The following is a 17,094-nucleotide window of genomic DNA, read 5'->3' on the forward strand; positions in this document are numbered from 1 at the left end:
CCCGGGCCCCGTGCCCCCCCCCCCCCGCCGCCGCGGGGGGGGGGGGGCGCGCGCGGCCCCCCCCCCCCCCCCCCCCCCCCGCGGGGGAGGGGCGGCGGCCCCCGCGAATCTGCACGAAGGCGTGCCGTTCGCGGGCGGCCGGTACGCGCGTGCGGCGCGGCCCCTCCGGGGGCGGAAAGCCCAGCTCACGTCGCGTGTCGGCATCGCTCGACAGCGGTCCCTCGCTCGCCTCTCACCCCCTTTTCCGCCCGTGTCGGAGATTCGGACATCGCGGCAGGTCTTGACAGAAGCCAGTAGGGATTACAGCCTATGGCAACGTTGTCATCCGAGTTGAGAGCCGGGCCGATCGTTCCGTCGGCTCACGTGGGATTGGACTTTTTGGACATGTCGGATCAGCCGCACCTTTCCCGGCGAAGGATCGTCGCCACCGGCTCCACCCTCCTGGCGGGCTTCGGCCTGGGCACCGCCTTTCCCACGGCTGCCTCCGCTTCCACCCCGGCCCCCGCCGCCGGGCCCGCGGCGCCGTCGGGGGCCGCCGCCGCGCGGGCCGAACTCGCCGCCTACCGCCCGATCACCGTGTCGTCCACGGACTACGCGCCCACGCCCGGCGAATTCGCGGTCGACGGAATCGGCACCGTCGGCGTACGCGGCACCGGCTGGCGGGCCGCGGCGGGCGACCCACAGTGGATCTGTGTCGACCTCCAGGCGGACTGCGAGGTCGACTCCGTGAAACTGACCTTCGAGGCCACGGTCAACGACCCGGTCTTCACCCCCTCCGACAGCGGCAATCCGCGCGACAGCACCACAGGGCAGGAGATCCTGTCGAGCTGCGCGGTGGACTTCGTCGTCGAGACCTCGCGCGACCAGCACGCCTGGACCACCGTGTACCGGACCACCTCGGGCACCGGCGGCGTCGTGGACATCGCGCTGGACCGCAAGGTCACCGCGCGCTGGGTGCGGCTGACCGTGCGCAAGCGCTCCAACGCCAACCCGCTGGGCCTCAACGGCTTCGCGGTGTACGGCACTTCGCGCGCCCACCGCCCCGCCGCCACCGGCTGGACCGACTGGGGCACCCATCACCACCACGCCCCCGCGCTGAAGACCGCCGCCGACGGCACCGTGCCGCTGGAGTCCGGCTGGACGCTGACCATGGACGACTGGGCGGGCGGCGAGGGCGCCGACCTGTCCCGCCCGTCGGTGGACACCAGCCGCTGGCTGCCCGCGACCGTGCCCGGCACGGTCCTGGCCTCACTGGTCGAACAGGGCCATCTGCCCGACCCCGTGTCCGGCCTGAACAACCTGCACATCCCCGAGGCGCTGTCCCGCCACTCGTGGTGGTACCGGCGCGGCTTCGAGCTGCCCCGTAACCTGACGACCGGCTCGGGCCGCCACATCTGGCTGGAGTTCGACGGCGTCAACCACACCGCGGACATCTGGCTGAACGGCAAGCGGGTCGGCGGCCTGACCTACCCCTTCGCCCGCTCCGCCCACGACGTGACGGCGCTGCTCACCGCCCGCGGCGAACAGGCCCTCGCCGTGAAGATCACCCCGATGCCGTTCCCCGGCAGCCCCGGCGACAAGGGGGCGGCCGGACTGGCCTTCGTGGACGCGGGCGCCACCATGATGAACCGCAACTCGCCCACCTACCTGGCCTCTTCCGGCTGGGACTGGATGCCCGCCGTACGCGACCGCGTCTCCGGGATCTGGAACCACGTACGGCTGCGCTCCACCGGCCACGCCGTCATCGGCGACCCCCGCGTCGACACCGTTCTGCCCGACCTGCCCGACACCCGCAGCGCGGAGGTGACGATCGTCGTCCCCGTGCGCAACGCCGACACCACCGAGCGGCGCGTCACCGTCACGGCCGCCTTCGACGACGTCAAGGTGACCCAGACGGTCACCGTGCCCGCGGGCGGCGGCAAGGACGTCACCTTCACCCCGTCCGTGTACGGCAAACTGCGGCTGCGCAACCCCAAGCTGTGGTGGCCCAACGGTTACGGCGAGGCCGCCCTGCACGACCTGACGCTGACCGCGACCGTCGACGGCCGCACCAGCGACCGGCGCACCACCCGGTTCGGCATCCGGCAGTTCGGCTACGAATTCGCCGTGCCGCTGCCCTTCACCGCCGGCGGCGACGCGTACACCCAGTCCGTCGACCTCGGGGCGCGGACCGCGCGGTACGTACGGGTGCGCTGCCTGACCCGCGCCACCGCCTGGGGCTCGTCGCTGTGGAGCCTGTCGGTGGTCAACAGCGCCGCGCCCGGCACCGACCTCGCGCTGCGCAAGACGGCCACCGCCTCGTCGGTCGACGAGGACGACCACCAGCCGGGCAATGTCACCGACGGCGACCAGGGCACCCGCTGGTCCTCGTCCTTCGAGGACGACCAGTGGGTCCAGGTCGACCTCGGCGCCCAAGTCGCCTTCGACCGCGTCGACCTGACGTGGGAACAGGCGTACGCGCGCACGTACGTCGTCCAGGTCTCGGCCGACGGCTCGGCCTGGACCGACGCGAAGTCCGTCGACAACTCGGCGGTCCCGCTGCCCTTCAACGGCGGCGACGCCAGCCTCCAGACCGAGGACTTCAGCGCGGTGACCGCCCGCTACGTTCGGATCAACGGCGGTGCCCGCGCGACCAGTTGGGGCAACTCGCTGTGGACGCTCTCCGTGGTCGACAGCGCCAGGCCCGGCACCGACCTCGCGCTCCACAAGACCGCGAGCGCCTCCTCCGAGGACTCCGGCAGCCCGGCGTCCCACGCCACCGACGGCGACCCGAACTCCCGCTGGTCGTCGGAGTATCTGGACAACCAGTGGATCCAGGTCGACCTCGGCTCGGCCCAGAGCTTCGACCGCGTCGTCATCGTGTGGGAAGCGGCATACCCGAAGACGTACACGATCCAGGTGTCCGCCGACGCGAAGACCTGGACGGACGTGAAGTCCGTCGACAACACGCCCGAACCGCTGAAGATCAGCGTCAACGGCGTCCGGGTCTTCTGCCGCGGCGGCAACTGGGGCTGGGACGAACTGCTGCGCCGGATGCCCGCCGCGCGGATGGACGCCGCCGTGCGGATGCACCGCGACATGAACTTCACGATGATCCGCAACTGGGTGGCCAGCAGCAACCGCGAGGAGTTCTTCGCCAGTTGCGACGAGCACGGCCTGCTGGTGTGGAACGACTTCCCCAACGCGTGGGGCATGGACCCGCCGGACCACCAGGCGTACAACGACCTGGCGCGCGACACCGTACGGCGCTACCGCGTCCACCCCAGCGTCGTCGTGTGGTGCGGGGCCAACGAGGGCAATCCGCCCGCCGCGATCGACACCGGCATGCGCGACGCCGTCACCTCCGAGGCGCCCGGCGTGATGTACCAGAACAACTCCGCGGGCGGCATCATCACCGGCGGCGGCCCCTACGGATGGGTGGAGCCCGCCCGTTACTACGCGCCGTCCACGTACGGCAGCGGCAGCTTCGGCTTCCACACCGAGATCGGCATGCCGGTGGTGTCCACGGCCGCCAGCATGCGCAATCTCGTCGGCGACGAGCCGGAGTGGCCGGTCGGCGCGGCCTGGTACTACCACGACTGGAGCACACGCGGGAATCAGGCGCCGCAGAACTACCAGGCCGCCATCGAGGCCCGCCTCGACACCGCCACCGGCCTCGACGACTTCGCGCGCAAGGCGCAGTTCGTCAACTACGAGAACACCCGCGCCATGTTCGAGGCGTGGAACGCCAACCTGTGGAAGGACGCCAGCGGCCTGATGCTGTGGATGTCCCACCCGGCGTGGCACAGCACGGTGTGGCAGACCTACGACTACGACTTCGACGTCAACGGCACCTATTACGGGGCCCGCAAGGCGTGCGAGGCGCTGCACGTCCAGGCCGACCCCGACAAGTGGCAGGTCATCGCCGTCAACCACACCCCGCACACGGTCACCGGCGCCCGGGTGACGGCCAACTACTACGACCTCGACGGCCGCCGGCTCGTCCCGGAACAGCGCAAGTTGGTCAACATCGCCCCGTCGTCGTCGGTCACCGCCTTCACCGCCGACCGGATGGACACCCTGCCGTCCTTCCACCTGCTCCGGCTCCGCCTGGAGGACCCGCTCGGCCGCGTGCTGTCCGAGAACACGTACTGGCGCTACCGCGACACCAAGGACATGCGGGCCCTGAACAAGGCCAAGCAGACCCGCCTGTCCACCGACCTCGGCCGCCTCACCCACTCCGGCGCCCGCCGCAACCTCACCGCCACCGTCCGCAACCGCGGCTCCGCCGTCGCCGCCATGGTCCGGCTGTCGCTCCTCGACGACCACACCGGCGAGCGTGTCCTGCCCACCCTCTACAGCGACAACTACCTCTGGCTGCTGCCCGGCGAGTCCCGCACCCTCACCCTGACCTTCCCCGCCGCCGCCCTCCCCTCCTCCCGCCCCGCCCTGCGCGCCGAGTCCTACACCACCCCCACCACCCTCACCCGCCCCTGACCTCGGGACGTGAGGCGGGCGGCGGCGGGGGAATCCGCAGGTCAGTCCTACCCCCGCCGTCGGCGGACGGCGGGGGACACGGAGAATGGGGGCATGGATTCGGTGGACATACGTTTTTCGCGTGACGAGCTGATCGACCATCTGCGCCGGACCCGCATCGCCGGGGACGTCGCCACCCCGCGGCAGGGGAATCTGCGCCACTACAGCGAGCTGGTGAAGGGGAACCGGCGCTTCTGGCTGGGACTGGAGCTGGGGGAGCGGTGGACCGAGGAGACGGTGCTGGCCGTGATGGCCGAGCGCGTCGGCGTGGTGGCCGACCCCGGGCACCTCCAAGGTCAGGACACCATCGACGCGCGGCTCACCGTGGAAGGGCTCGACCGGATGGCGGCCGTCCTGCGGGAGGCGGCCCGGCAGCGGTGGCGGGTGCTGGTCGCCACCGGGCACCCGGGCGGGCTGCTCGATGTGCACCAGGCCATCGCGCGGGCGCTGCGCGCGGCCGGGGCCACCGTCGTCGCCATTCCCAAGGGCCTGTCCACCACCGAGGGCGACGACGACTCCTACGGCGACGTCCGTCAGTTCGGCAGCGTCGCCGTGCTGGAGGACGGTGCCACCCTGTGGCACACCCACGCGCCGCAGCCGATGTCGGCCATTCTCGACGCGCTGACCGCCGCGGGCGAGCCGCTGCCCGACCTGGTGGTGGCCGACCACGGCTGGGCGGGCCGCGCGGGCCAGCGCGGGATCAGGACCGTCGCCTTCGCCGACTGCAACGATCCGGCGCTCTTCCTCGGCGAGGCGGAGGGCACCATCGCGGTGACCGTCCCGCTCGACGACCACGTGGTGGACCCGCAGGCGTACGAGCCGATGACCGCCTATCTGCTGTCGGAGGCCGGGCTCACCGCCTGAGACCCGCGCGAGCCCGTACGACGCGCCGGTACGACCGCGCCCCGTCCCGTACGACCCCGCGGGACGCAGCCGCGTCGCCCCGGCGGGACCCACCGGCCGCCCACGGCCAGTAGGCTTCCCGTGGGTGCCCGAAGCACCGCAGAGACCGCCGCGGACGCCCCGGAACACGGGGCGTCCGCCGTGTGTTACCGCCATGGAACACGAGGAGGACTGAGATGACCGCTCAGACACAGAAGGCCGTCCTCGCCGGCGGATGCTTCTGGGGCATGCAGGACCTGATCCGACGCCTGCCCGGCGTGACGGACACCCGGGTCGGATACGCGGGCGGCGACGTGCCGAACCCCACGTACCGCAACCACGGCACCCACGCCGAGTCGATCGAGATCACCTACGACCCGGAGCGGACCGACTACCGGGCGCTGCTGGAGTTCTTCTTCCAGATCCACGACCCGAGCACGAAGAACCGCCAGGGCAACGACATGGGCCTCAGCTACCGGTCGGCCATCTTCTACGAGGACGACGAGCAAAAGCGCGTCGCCGAGGACACGATCGCCGACGTCGACGCCTCCGGCCTGTGGCCCGGCAAGGTCGTCACCGAGGTGTCGCCCGCCGGTACCTTCTGGGAGGCCGAGCCCGAGCACCAGGACTACCTGGAGCGCTACCCCGACGGCTACACCTGCCACTACGTACGCCCCGGCTGGCGCCTGCCCGCCCGTACCAAGGACTGACGCCCGGCACGCCCAGCAAACTCAGCACGCCCGGCACGCCCGGCACCGCTGGTTACGGCATCCGGCCTTTCCCCGCCGGCCGTCCGACGCCCCATTGATAGCGTCGGACCGTGGCGCATACAGTGCGCGCGGCGACTGATATCCGGGGAGGCCAGATGTCGGGTTCACCGTCGGGCGGGACGCCGAGGCGCGCCGTGGGGCGAAGGGCTCTGCTGCTCGCGGGCGCCGCCTCCGCGGCGGCGGCCGGCGCCGGATCCCTGGCCTCCGCGGAGCCCGCACACGCGCGCCCCGGTGGCCCGGAGGCCGAGTGGGTCGGCAGTTGGGCCGGGTCCCCGAACGCCGCGCCGACGGCCGCCGTCGTCCACCTGGAGAACCAGACGGTCCGCCATGTGCTGCGTCTGAGCCTCGGCGGCTCCGCGCTCCGGTTACGGCTGACGAACGAATTCGGTGAGAGCGCCGCGTCCATCGGCGAGGTACGGGTCGCCCGCCGCGCGGGAACGCAGGGCACGGCGATCGTCCCGGCCACCGACCGCCGGGTGACGTTCGGCGGCAGCGGTTCCGTCCTGATCCCGGCCGGGGCCCCGGCCGTCAGCGATCCCGTCGACCTGGCCCTGCCCGGCGGCGCCGACCTGGTCGTGAGCCTCTACCTGCCGGAGCGTACGGCCGCCACCAGCCTGCACGCGTACGCCCTCCAGAAGAACGCCGTGGCCGCAGGCAACGTCACCGGCGCGACGGCGGTCACGCCGACCGCCGAGCCGCAGGCGGTGTATCTCGTCTCCGGTGTCAGCGTCCGGGCCGGACGGCAGACGTCCGCGATCGTCGCGCTCGGGGACTCGATCACCGACGGCGGCAAGAGCACCGTCGGCGCCGATCTGCGCTGGCCTGACCAGCTCGCCGCGCGGCTGCGGTCGTCCCGCCCGGCCGCCGACCGCGCGGTGGTGAACGCGGGCATCTCCGGCAACCGCCTGCTGCACGACCCCAATCCGCCCGCGGGCGACCCGGCCGAGGCGTACGCGCTCAACTTCGGACCGAGCGCCCTGCGCCGCTTCGACCGCGACGTGCTCGCCCAGCCCGCGGCGGCGTACGTCATCACCCTGATCGGCGTGAACGACCTCGGCCACCCGGGCACCGTGGCGCCGCTGTCCGAGACGGTGGCGGCCGAGCAACTGATCGCCGGGCACGGGCAGTTGGCGGCGCGCGCGCACGCCGCGGGCCTGATCGCCATCGGCGGCACGATCATGCCCTTCAAGGACGACACCTTCGGCTTCTGGAGCCAGGCCAACGGCGAGAAGCGGAACGCCGTCAACGACTGGATCCGCACCAGCGGTGTGTACGACGCCGTGATCGACTTCGCCCGCGTCACCGCCGACCCGGCCGACCCGGACAAGCTGGCCGCCGCGTACAGCAGCGGCGACGGCCTGCACCCGAACGACGCGGGCCACACCGCGATGGCCGCCGCCGTTCCGCTCGACCTGTTCCGCTGAGCCGTCCCCGTACGGCTCGGCGGCCACGGCGCGCGGCGGCAGGACGTCCCCGGCCTCGGCCCTGAGCGACCCGTGCCCGGCACTCCGGCACGGCCGCCCCGGGCACGCCACCAAGCCCTCCTGGACGGGTCGCTGACCGGCCGTCGGACGCGCGGCGGTCGGCGTGGAGCCCCGTACTAATACGTATTATCCCTTGACTTCCAGGAATCCGGAAGCCACGATCCCTCACGGCGCCGAGCGTCTCCCGATCGGCCGCGCCGCTCCCGTGGCCGATGTCCTCCCCCCCAACCGTGAGGGTGCTCCATGTCCGTTGACCACTCGTCCCGCGGCCTCACCCGTCGCTCCGCCCTGCTGGCCGGCGCCGCGCTGGCCCCCGCGTGGTTCCTCGGCACCGCAGGCGCCGCGCCCAGCCGCGCCGCCGCGGCGACGGCCTCGGACTTCGCGACGGTCCGCACCCAGTGGGGCACCACGCTGATCGGCAGCTACGACGCCTCCGACCAGGTGATCTCCGCCTACGCGCAGGCGATGGCCGACACGGCGAACGGCCTGTGGTCGACGCTGAACACCGCCAACTCCCGCACCTACCTGTGGGCGGACCTGAACAGCTCCACCGTCTCGGCCGTCCAGCGCGACGTGATCGGACGGCTGCGCCAACTCGCCCTCGCCTACGCCTCGCCGGGCTCGTCGCTGGCGGGCAACGCGACGCTCCTGGCGGACCTCACCTCCGCGCTCGACTGGTTCCTCGCCCACAAGTACGGCGTCACCGCGCGGTACGACAACTGGTGGGACTTCGAGATCGGCATACCGCTGGCCCTCAACGACACCTGCGTCGCCCTGTACGACCACCTCTCGGCGAGCCAGATCTCCACCGCGATGGCCGCGATCACCCGCTACGCGCCCGACCCGACCAAGGTCAACGGCGGGACGGCCACCGGCGCCAACCTCAACTGGAACTGCGCCATCGCGACCGTGCGCGGCGCGCTGAGCCAGGACGCGGCCGTCATCGACAGCGCCATGGCGGCGATCGCGCACCTCTTCCCGTACAGCACCAGCGGCGACGGCTTCTACCCCGACGGCGGCTTCATCCAGCACGCGGTCTACGCCTACAACGGCTCCTACGGGGTGTCGCTGCTCCAGTACCTGACCTACCTGCTGGTCACCGTGCAGGGCACCCCGTGGGCGGCGACAACGGACCAGGTGCAGCGCGTCTACACCTGGACGCAGGCGAACTACCGGCCGTGGATCTACCGCGGGGCGTTCATGGACATGGTGCGCGGACGCGCGCTCTCCCGCTTCTACGAGACCGACCACCGTATCGGCCGCCTCACCACCGCCACCCTGCTCCAACTCGCCCGCGTCTTCCCGGCCGACCAGGCGCTCACCGTCCGGTCGCAGGCCAAGGGCTGGATCGGCGCGGACACCTACCAGGACTTCTTCGCCTTCGACGCGGCGCCCCTCGAACAGGTGCGGATCTCGTCCATCGCGCTCGGCCGCGCCGTCGTCGCCGACAGCGCCATCCCGGCGGCGGCGGAGTCCACCACCTCCGTCGTGTCGACCTCGATGGCGCGGATCGTGCACCGGCGGCCCACGTTCGCCTTCGGCATCGCGATGGACAGCACGCGGATCAAGCCGTACGAGTCCGCGAACAACGAGAACCTCCAGGGCTGGTACACCGGCGAGGGCGCCACGTACCTGTATCTGCCCACGCAGCCCGGTCACTGGGTGAACGGGTACTGGCCGGCCGCGGACAAGTACCGGCTGCCCGGGGTCACGCTCGACACCAAGACCCTCGCGCTCGGCGCGAACCGCGGCTCGACCAACACCTGGGCGGGCGGCGCGCTGCTGGACGGGAACGTGGCGGCCGGTATGGGGCTGTCGTTCGCCGTCCAGACCCTCAAGGGCCACAAGTCGTGGTTCTGCGTCGACGACGTCGTCATCTGCCTGGGCGCCGGGATCACCAGCGACGACGGCCATACGATCGAGTCGGTCATCGAGAACCGCAACACCGGCCCCAACGGGCAGGCGAACATCCACGTCGATGGCAACGTTGTCCTGTCCACGCCGAGCAACACGCCGACGGTGGTCCAGCCGCGGTCGATCTTCGTGGACAACCTCGGCGGCTATGTCTTCCCGGTCGGCGGCCACGTCACCCTCCTGCGCCAGGACCGCACCGGCAAGTGGACCGACATGGACCACCGCGGCGTCTACGACGACACCGCCGCGTACACCCGCAGGTTCGTCACCATGTGGGTCGACCACGGCGTGAGCCCGACCGCGGGCAGCTACCGCTACATCCAACTGCCCGCCGCCACCTCGGCCCAGACCTCGGCGTTCGCCGCGTCGAACGACGTGACCGTCGCCTCGAACACCGCCGCGGTGCAGGCCGTCAGCCGCTCCGGCTCCGGCGTGGCCATGGCCAACGTCTGGCAGGCCGGAGCGCCCAAGGCCGCCGGAATCCAGGTCGACAGGACCGCCTCGGTCGTCACGCACCGCACGAACGGAACGCTCAGCGTGGCCGTGAGCGACCCGACCCAGCAGCTCACCGGGTCGGTCGTCGTCACCGTCGACGGCGCCGTCTCGGCCGCCAGCTCCGTCGACCCCGGGGTGACGGTCCTCGCCACAGCGCCCGACCTCCGCCTCTCGGTAGCGGTCGCGGGAGCGGCCGGAAAGACCTTCGTCGCACGCTTCACCGTCTGACAGCCGTCGGCCCGGCACCCCGTCGGCCCGCGAGATAAGGAAGTCGCACATGCGCATGAGGGCTTTAGCAGTGGTGATCGGCATGCTCGTCGCGAGCTACGGCGTGACGTCGGGCTCGGCGCACGCGGCGTCATCGCTCTACGAGGCGGAGAACGCCACCGTCTTCCACGGGACGGTGGACCGCGACCACCTGGGATACACCGGGACCGGCTTCGTCAACACCGCCAACGAGGCAGGCGCGTACGTCGAGTTCAGCGTGAGCGCACCGGCCGCGGGCGGCTTCGCGCTGGCCCTGCGCCACGCGAACGGGACGGGGGAGGGACGCGCCGGCACCGTCAGCGTCAACGGCGCGGTGATCTCCGCACCGGCCTTCGCCGCGACCGCGGACTGGAACACCTGGGCCGTCACCCGGATACCGGTGACGCTGCGGGCGGGAACCAACGCGATCCGCGTGACCGGCGCCACGGCGGGCGGCCTGCCCAACCTCGACTCGCTGACCGTCTCCGACCCGGGAGGCACGGACTGGGCCGACGCACTGGTCGACTCCACCATGCGGCGCTACACCCCCGCGACCGTCGGCGGCTGGAGCTACCCGGTCGCGCTCTACCTGATGGGGCAGTACCAGGTCGCCCGGCACACCGCGGACCCCGCGCGCCGGGCGGCCCTGATCGCGTACATCAAGGCATGGGCCGACCGCTTCGTGGACGCCTCGGGGCACATCGGCATCACCTTCAACAGCCTGGACAGCATGATGCCGGGTCAGGTGATGATCGCCCTGTACCGCGAGACCGGTGAGGCCAAGTACGGCCTGGCCGCCAAGCAGATCCACGACCGGCTGCTGCCCGGCGCCGGGTACCCGACCACGAGCGACGGCGGCTTCTGGCACGCCAACAGCGCCGACCGGGCCAACCAGCTCTGGTCCGACGGCACCTTCATGGCCGACCCCTTCATGGCGCAGTACGGCAGGTACATCGGCGACAGCGCGCAGTCCTACGACATCGCGGCCAAGCAACTCGTGGTCTACGCCGGCCATCTGCAACAGGCGAACGGGCTGCTGAAGCACGCCTATGACGCGTCCAAGGCGGCGACCTGGTCCGACCCGACCAGCGGCCTGTCCTCCGAATACTGGTGCCGCGCCGTCGGCTGGTACGGCGTCGCCGCCACCGAGATCCTCGACCTGATCCCGGCCGACCACCCGCTGCGCGCCCAGTTGACCGCGACCGTACGCGACCTGGTGCGCGGCATCGCCGCCTACCAGGACCCGGCCAGCGGGCGGTGGTTCCAGGTCGTGGACAAGGGGAGCAGCGCGGGGAACTGGACCGAGACGTCGTGCTCGGCGATGTTCACCCTGACCGCCGACGCGGCGATCAAGCGCGGATACGTCCCCGCCGCCGCGTACCAGGCCACGGTGGACGCCGGAAAGCGCGGCGCATTGGACCGGATCTCCCTGCACAGCGACGGTCTGACGTATCTGACCTCGATCTCGGTCGGCACCAATGTCGGGGACTACGCGTATTACACCGCCCGGTCCCGGGCCACGAACGACTTCCACGGGCTGGGCGCCTTCCTCTACTTCTTCGAGCAGGTCAACGGCTGAACCCGGCTCCTGCGAGCAGATCCGCGGCGGGGGAGTGGCGGTGGAGCGCCGTTCCCGGTTCTGGAACGCTACGACCGTCGGCCCGACAGGCCGACGGCACAGCTTTCCTCGACCCGGTGAAGGAACGACGCCATGACCACCGCGCACCCCATCGCGCTGGAGCCCACCGCGATCCATGTGGCCGACCGCGTCCTCGACGACCTGCGCACCCGTCTCGAACTGACCCGTCCGCCGCTGGACGAGGGGAACGAGGACTGGTCGTACGGCGTCCCGGCCAGCTATCTGCGGGAGTTGGTCGCCTACTGGAAGGACGGCTATGACTGGCGGGCGGCCGAGCGCGCCATCAACGCCTACGAGCACTACCAGGTGGAGGTCGCCGGTGTCCCCGTGCACTTCCTTCGCAAGCCGGGGCGCGGCCCCCGCCCGATCCCGCTGATCCTCACCCACGGCTGGCCGTGGACGTTCTGGCACTGGTCGAAGGTGATCGACCCGCTCGCCGACCCGGCCGCCTTCGGCGGCGACCCCGCCGACGCCTTCGACGTGATCGTGCCGTCCCTGCCCGGCTTCGGTTTCCCCGGTCCGCTCACCGGCTTCCCCGACGTCAACTTCTGGAAGGTCTCCGACCTCTGGCACACCCTGATGACCCGGACCCTGGGATACGAGAAGTACGCCGCCGGGGGCTGCGACATCGGCGGGATCGTCACCAGCCAGCTCGGCCACAAGTACGCCGACGAGTTGTACGGCATCCACATCGGCTCGGGGCTGCCCCTCGACTTCTTCACCGGCCCCCGCGCCTGGGACTTCGCCCGGAACCGGCCCCTCACCGACGACCAGCCCGCCGACATCCGCGCCCGCATCATCGAACAGGACCGCCGCTCGGCGACCCACCTGGTGGCGCACATGCTCGACGGCGCCACCCTGGCCCACGGGCTGAGCGACTCACCCGCGGGACTGCTCGCCTGGCTGCTCGAACGCTGGAACGCCTGGAGCGACAACGGCGGCGACCTCGAATCCGTCTTCACCAAGGACGACCTGCTCACCCACGCCACGATCTACTGGGTCAACAACTCCATCGCCACGTCGATGCGGTACTACGCCAACGCCAACCGCTACCCCTGGACCCCCGCCCACGACCGCACCCCGGCCGTCGAGGCCCCGGTCGGCCTCACCTTCGTCACGTACGAGAACCCGCCCGGCGTTCACTCCGCCGCCGACCGCGTCCAGGCGTTCAAGACGGGGCCGCAGTCCCGCTGGTTCCACCACGTCAACGTGAACGCCCACGACCACGGCGGCCACTTCATTCCCTGGGAGAACCCCGACGCCTGGGTCACCGACCTCCGCGGCACCTTCCGCACGCGCAGGCCCTGAGCGCCGGAAGGTCGCTCCCTCCCCGGACGGCAGAATTGACACAGCGGTGATAAAAATCGACATGGTGTAGACTTTTCGATGTGGGAGGACGTCGACTCCCCGCGTGACCGCCGAGGAGGAGCACATGGAGACGCGGAACTGGCTCATCACGGGCGTCAGCACGGGCCTCGGGCGCGCTTTCGCCCGGGCCGCGCTGACAGCCGGGCACACCGTCGTCGGCACCGTCCGCTCGGAGAAGGACCTGCGGGCCTTCGAGGAGCTGGAATCCGGGCGCGCGCACGGCCGCGTCCTGGACGTGACCGACGGCGACGCCGTCACGGCCGTGGTCGCCGAGGTCGAGCGGAGCGTCGGCCCGCTGGACGTCGTCGTCGCGAACGCCGGCTACGGCCTGGAGGGCACCTTCGAGGAGACGCCGCTGGCCGAGGTGCGGCGGCAGTTCGAGGTCAACGTGTTCGGAGCCGTGGCCACCTTGCGGGCCGCGCTGCCCCCCATGCGGCGCCGTCGCCGCGGACACCTGATGGCCGTCACCTCCATGGGCGGGCTCATGGCCGTGCCCGGCATGTCCGCCTACTGCGGCAGCAAATTCGCCCTGGAAGGCATCCTCGAAGCGCTGGGCAAGGAGGTCGCACAGTTCGGGATCCATGTGACGGCGATCGAGCCCGGCTCCTTCCGCACCGACTGGGCCGGACGGTCCATGACGCGCGCCGAGCAGTCCGTCGACGACTACGACGAGCTGTTCACCCCCATCCGCGAAGCGCGGCGGAAGGCCAGCGGGAACCAACTAGGCAACCCGGCCAAGGCCGGAGAGGCGGTCGTGCACATCACGTCGGTCGACCGGCCGCCCGCCCACCTCGTCCTGGGCTCGGACGCGCTGCGCCTGGTCGCCGCCGCGCGCACGGCCGTCGACGAGGACATCCGCGCATGGGAGACGCTGTCGCGTACGACCGACTTCGCCGAGGGCGCTCAGCTCTGATGCCAGGCCACGAACCCGCCCGAGGCCGCCGGACCGCCGAACGCAAGGGCGATGTCCGGGAGCGCGCCATCCTCGACACCTGCGAGGCACTGCTGGCGACCAAGGGCCACGAGGCCATGACGGTCGCCGACATCGCCCAGGGCGCGGGCATCACCCGCGCCGCGCTGTACTTCTATTTCGGCTCCAAGCAGGAGGTGGTCACCGCGCTCGTGGCCAGAACGGTCGAGCACCTTTGGGAGCGGTCCAGGACCACCGCCCAGGCCGACGAACCGCGCCAGGCCGTCGCGGCGGCCATGCGGCGCACGGTCGAGCTGTGGAACGCGCACGGCCTGGTCATGCGCACCGCGATCGACCTGTCCCTGACCGTGCCCGAGATCGGCGAGCTGTGGAACCACACGGCCGACCTCTTCATCACGGCCATCACCGCCGTCCTGGAACGCGCCGGAATCGCACCGGGCACCGCGCCCCACCAGTCCTCCGCCCTGGCCCGCGCCCTGTGCTGGATGATCGAGCGGACCTTCTACCACGCCTCGCGGGAGTCCCCGGAAAAGCTGCGCGAGGCGTCCGCGACCTGCGAACACATCTGGCTGATCACCGCCGGCCTGACCGCGTGAGCCGTCCGCGGCGACCTCCCGACGATCGAACGGCATGTGCGCACCGGACACTTCGACGTCCTGCTCACCCCCAACCGCTGGACCCTGGTCAACCGTTCCGCCGGTCCGCTCATCGACCTGGCGGTGTCGATGAACGCCGGGGTCGTCAACGCCCCCGTGTCCGGCGGCCAGATCCTGCCGACCGGCATCGGCGGCTCGCGGTGGTGCCCCTACCGTGAGAGGCCGAACTGCTCGCCGCCATCGGCGCGATCGAAGAGGCGTGCCGCGACCACGGCGTGCCGCTCGCCGCGGCGGCGGTGCGTTTCTCCACGCGCGACCCGCGGATCGCCAGCACCGTCATCGGCACCTCGCGGCCCGAACGGATCGAGCAGACCCTCGCGCTCGACGCGACCGAGGTGCCCGACGCGCTCTGGGACGACGTGGACGCCATCGCCGCGCGCGTCGATCCCGCACACCTGCCCGCCTGGGGCCGACGCGCCGTCATCTCGAAGCCCTCGAAGCCCTCGAAGTCCTCGGAGTCCGATGAGGAGCCCCATGTCCGACCCCCTGCGCGTCCTGCTGTTCGGCTACGGCCTGGCGGGCCGCGTGTTCCACGGCCCTTTGCTCGCCACGAATCCGCACTACACGGTCCGGGCGATCGTCACCTCTGATCCGGCCCGCGCCGCCGCCGCGGCCCGACCACCCGGACGCCCGCGTGGTGGCCGACGCCGACACGGCGTTCGCGGCGGCCGACGGCTACGACCTCGCGGTCGTGGCCACGCCCCACCAGACGCACGTCGAACTGGCCGGGCGCGCTCTGAAGGCGGGTCTGCACGTGGTCGTGGACAAGCCGCTCGCGCTCACCGCCCGTGACGCGCAGGAGCTGGCCGCCGCCGACGCCGCGAACCGCGCCCGGTCGGTCTTCCAGAACCGGCGCCGGGACGGCGACTTCCTCGCCCCCGCTTCGGCGCCTCCGCGCTCGTGGTGGGCGGTTCGATGACCGGCTCCTGGGACCTGATCGGTCCGGCACTTGCGGGGGGCTGTCCGCCGGCCTCCCGCCGCGGCTGCCCGCGGCCCGGCCGGCCGAAGCCGGGCTGATCGGCGCGGCGCGATACGCGGCCGAGGTTCCGGAAGACAACGATGCCTCTATTCTCTAGTCAACGAGCCGAGAGGGAGACCACCGTGGCCGGCGCGCCGCTCACCACCGCACCACCGACCATGAAACAGGTCGCCACCCTCGCCGAGGCCAGCGCGATGACCGTGTCCCGCGTCCTGCGCGGCGACACCGGGGTGTCGGCGGACAGACGCGCACGCGTCGAGGCCGCGGTACGGCAACTCGGTCACCGGCCCAACGCTCTGGCCCGCAACTTCCGGCACGGACAGGGCACCGGCACCATCGGCCTGATCGTCACGTACCTCGCCAACCCCTTCTGCGCCCGGCTCGCGCTCGGCATCGAGGCCGCGGTCGCCGAGGAGGGACTGCGGGTGATGATCACCAACACGGCCGGTGACGCGGGCCGCGAGCGCGACGCCGTCCGGGACTTCTCCGCGCGCCGGGTCGACGGCGTGATCCTCGTCCCGGCGGGGGCCGACCAGGCGTATCTGGCCGAGGAGTTGCCCACCTCCCCGCCCGTGGTCACCGTCGCCCGGCCCCCGGCCGGATTCGAGGCGGACAGCGTCCTGGTCGACGACTTCGGCGGCGCGTACGCGGCGACCAGCCGACTGCTGGCGGCAGGACACCGCAGGATCGGCTTCCTCGGCAACCCGCCGTCGGTGTACACCGGTTCCGAGCGCTACCGCGGCTACAGCGCGGCCCTCCACAAGGCGGGCATCGACCCCGACGACGCCCTGGTCAAGCGCGGCCGGGAGGATCTCGCCTCCGCCGAGGCGGCTGCCGCCGAATTGCTCGCGCTGCCCGAGCCGCCCACCGCGCTGTTCTGCGCCAACAACCACAACACCCAGGGCGCCTACCGGGCGTTGCGGCACCACGGCGTCGGCGCGACGCTCGCGGGGTTCGACGGCTTCGACTTCGCCGACGTGCTCAGCGTGCCGGTCCTGGTGGTGGACTACGACCCCGACGAGATCGGGCGCCGCGCCGCCCAGTTGCTCGGCGAGCGCCTGGCCCGCCAGGGCGCCGGAGCGCTGCCGCCGCGCCGGGTCGTGGTGCGCACCACGATCATCGCCCACGGGGAGGACCGCGGCCCGGCGCGGGACGTGTCCTAGCCGCGGGCCACGGGCAACGCGCCCCGGAAGCAGGCGCGTTGCCCGTCCGGAG

General features: G+C 71.8%; 12 protein-coding genes. All 12 read left to right on the forward strand.

The features are described from left to right. The first annotated feature begins 384 nt into the window (after nt 1-384). The 12 genes from ACIQCJ_RS26145 to ACIQCJ_RS26200 all read left to right on the forward strand — a co-directional run bounded on the left by ACIQCJ_RS26145 (nt 385) and on the right by ACIQCJ_RS26200 (nt 17,042). Entirely contained in the window at nt 385-4,476 is a 4,092-nt protein-coding gene (locus tag ACIQCJ_RS26145; RefSeq protein ID WP_402712682.1) for a discoidin domain-containing protein, read from the forward strand. Between the two features lie 93 nt (nt 4,477-4,569). Further along, nucleotides 4,570-5,379, forward strand: a complete 810-nt coding sequence (locus tag ACIQCJ_RS26150; RefSeq protein WP_402712683.1) for a phosphatase — start codon at nt 4,570-4,572, stop codon at nt 5,377-5,379. A 215-nt stretch (nt 5,380-5,594) separates the two neighbouring features. Then, nucleotides 5,595-6,107, forward strand: coding sequence for a peptide-methionine (S)-S-oxide reductase MsrA (gene msrA / locus ACIQCJ_RS26155; RefSeq protein WP_355343668.1), 513 nt, complete (start codon nt 5,595-5,597; stop codon nt 6,105-6,107). Nucleotides 6,108-6,301: 194 nt separating this feature from the next. Next, nucleotides 6,302-7,591, forward strand: a complete 1,290-nt coding sequence (locus ACIQCJ_RS26160; RefSeq protein WP_402712684.1) for an SGNH/GDSL hydrolase family protein — start codon at nt 6,302-6,304, stop codon at nt 7,589-7,591. A gap of 303 nt (nt 7,592-7,894) precedes the next feature. After that, entirely contained in the window at nt 7,895-10,288 is a 2,394-nt protein-coding gene (locus ACIQCJ_RS26165) for a polysaccharide lyase 8 family protein (RefSeq protein WP_402712685.1), read from the forward strand. A gap of 55 nt (nt 10,289-10,343) precedes the next feature. After that, nucleotides 10,344-11,885 carry a glycoside hydrolase family 88 protein gene (locus ACIQCJ_RS26170; protein ID WP_402712686.1) on the forward strand — a complete coding sequence of 514 codons (1,542 nt, stop codon included), beginning with the start codon at nt 10,344-10,346 and terminating at the stop codon, nt 11,883-11,885. Nucleotides 11,886-12,017: 132 nt separating this feature from the next. After that, a complete protein-coding gene (locus ACIQCJ_RS26175) occupies nt 12,018-13,253 on the forward strand; it encodes an alpha/beta fold hydrolase (protein ID WP_391051894.1) in 1,236 nt (411 codons plus the stop codon). A 124-nt stretch (nt 13,254-13,377) separates the two neighbouring features. Next, nucleotides 13,378-14,226 (forward strand): oxidoreductase, encoded by an 849-nt coding sequence (locus tag ACIQCJ_RS26180; protein ID WP_402712741.1) that lies wholly within the window; start codon nt 13,378-13,380, stop codon nt 14,224-14,226. Beyond that, nucleotides 14,226-14,840 carry a TetR family transcriptional regulator gene (locus ACIQCJ_RS26185; RefSeq protein WP_391051891.1) on the forward strand — a complete coding sequence of 205 codons (615 nt, stop codon included), beginning with the start codon at nt 14,226-14,228 and terminating at the stop codon, nt 14,838-14,840. The genes ACIQCJ_RS26180 and ACIQCJ_RS26185 overlap by 1 nt, the downstream gene beginning before the upstream one ends. Before the next feature lie 239 nt (nt 14,841-15,079). After that, nucleotides 15,080-15,490: an aldo/keto reductase gene (locus ACIQCJ_RS26190; RefSeq protein WP_402712742.1), complete on the forward strand. Its 411-nt coding sequence runs from the start codon at nt 15,080-15,082 to the stop codon at nt 15,488-15,490. Nucleotides 15,491-15,537: 47 nt separating this feature from the next. Next, nucleotides 15,538-15,819 (forward strand): Gfo/Idh/MocA family oxidoreductase, encoded by a 282-nt coding sequence (locus ACIQCJ_RS26195; RefSeq protein WP_402712687.1) that lies wholly within the window; start codon nt 15,538-15,540, stop codon nt 15,817-15,819. 218 nt (nt 15,820-16,037) lie between these two features. After that, nucleotides 16,038-17,042, forward strand: coding sequence for a LacI family DNA-binding transcriptional regulator (locus tag ACIQCJ_RS26200; RefSeq protein ID WP_402712743.1), 1,005 nt, complete (start codon nt 16,038-16,040; stop codon nt 17,040-17,042). Nucleotides 17,043-17,094 lie beyond the last annotated feature (52 nt).

The sequence above is a fragment of the Streptomyces sp. NPDC093221 genome (assembly GCF_044753885.1).
In the GTDB taxonomy this organism is placed as follows: domain Bacteria; phylum Actinomycetota; class Actinomycetes; order Streptomycetales; family Streptomycetaceae; genus Actinacidiphila.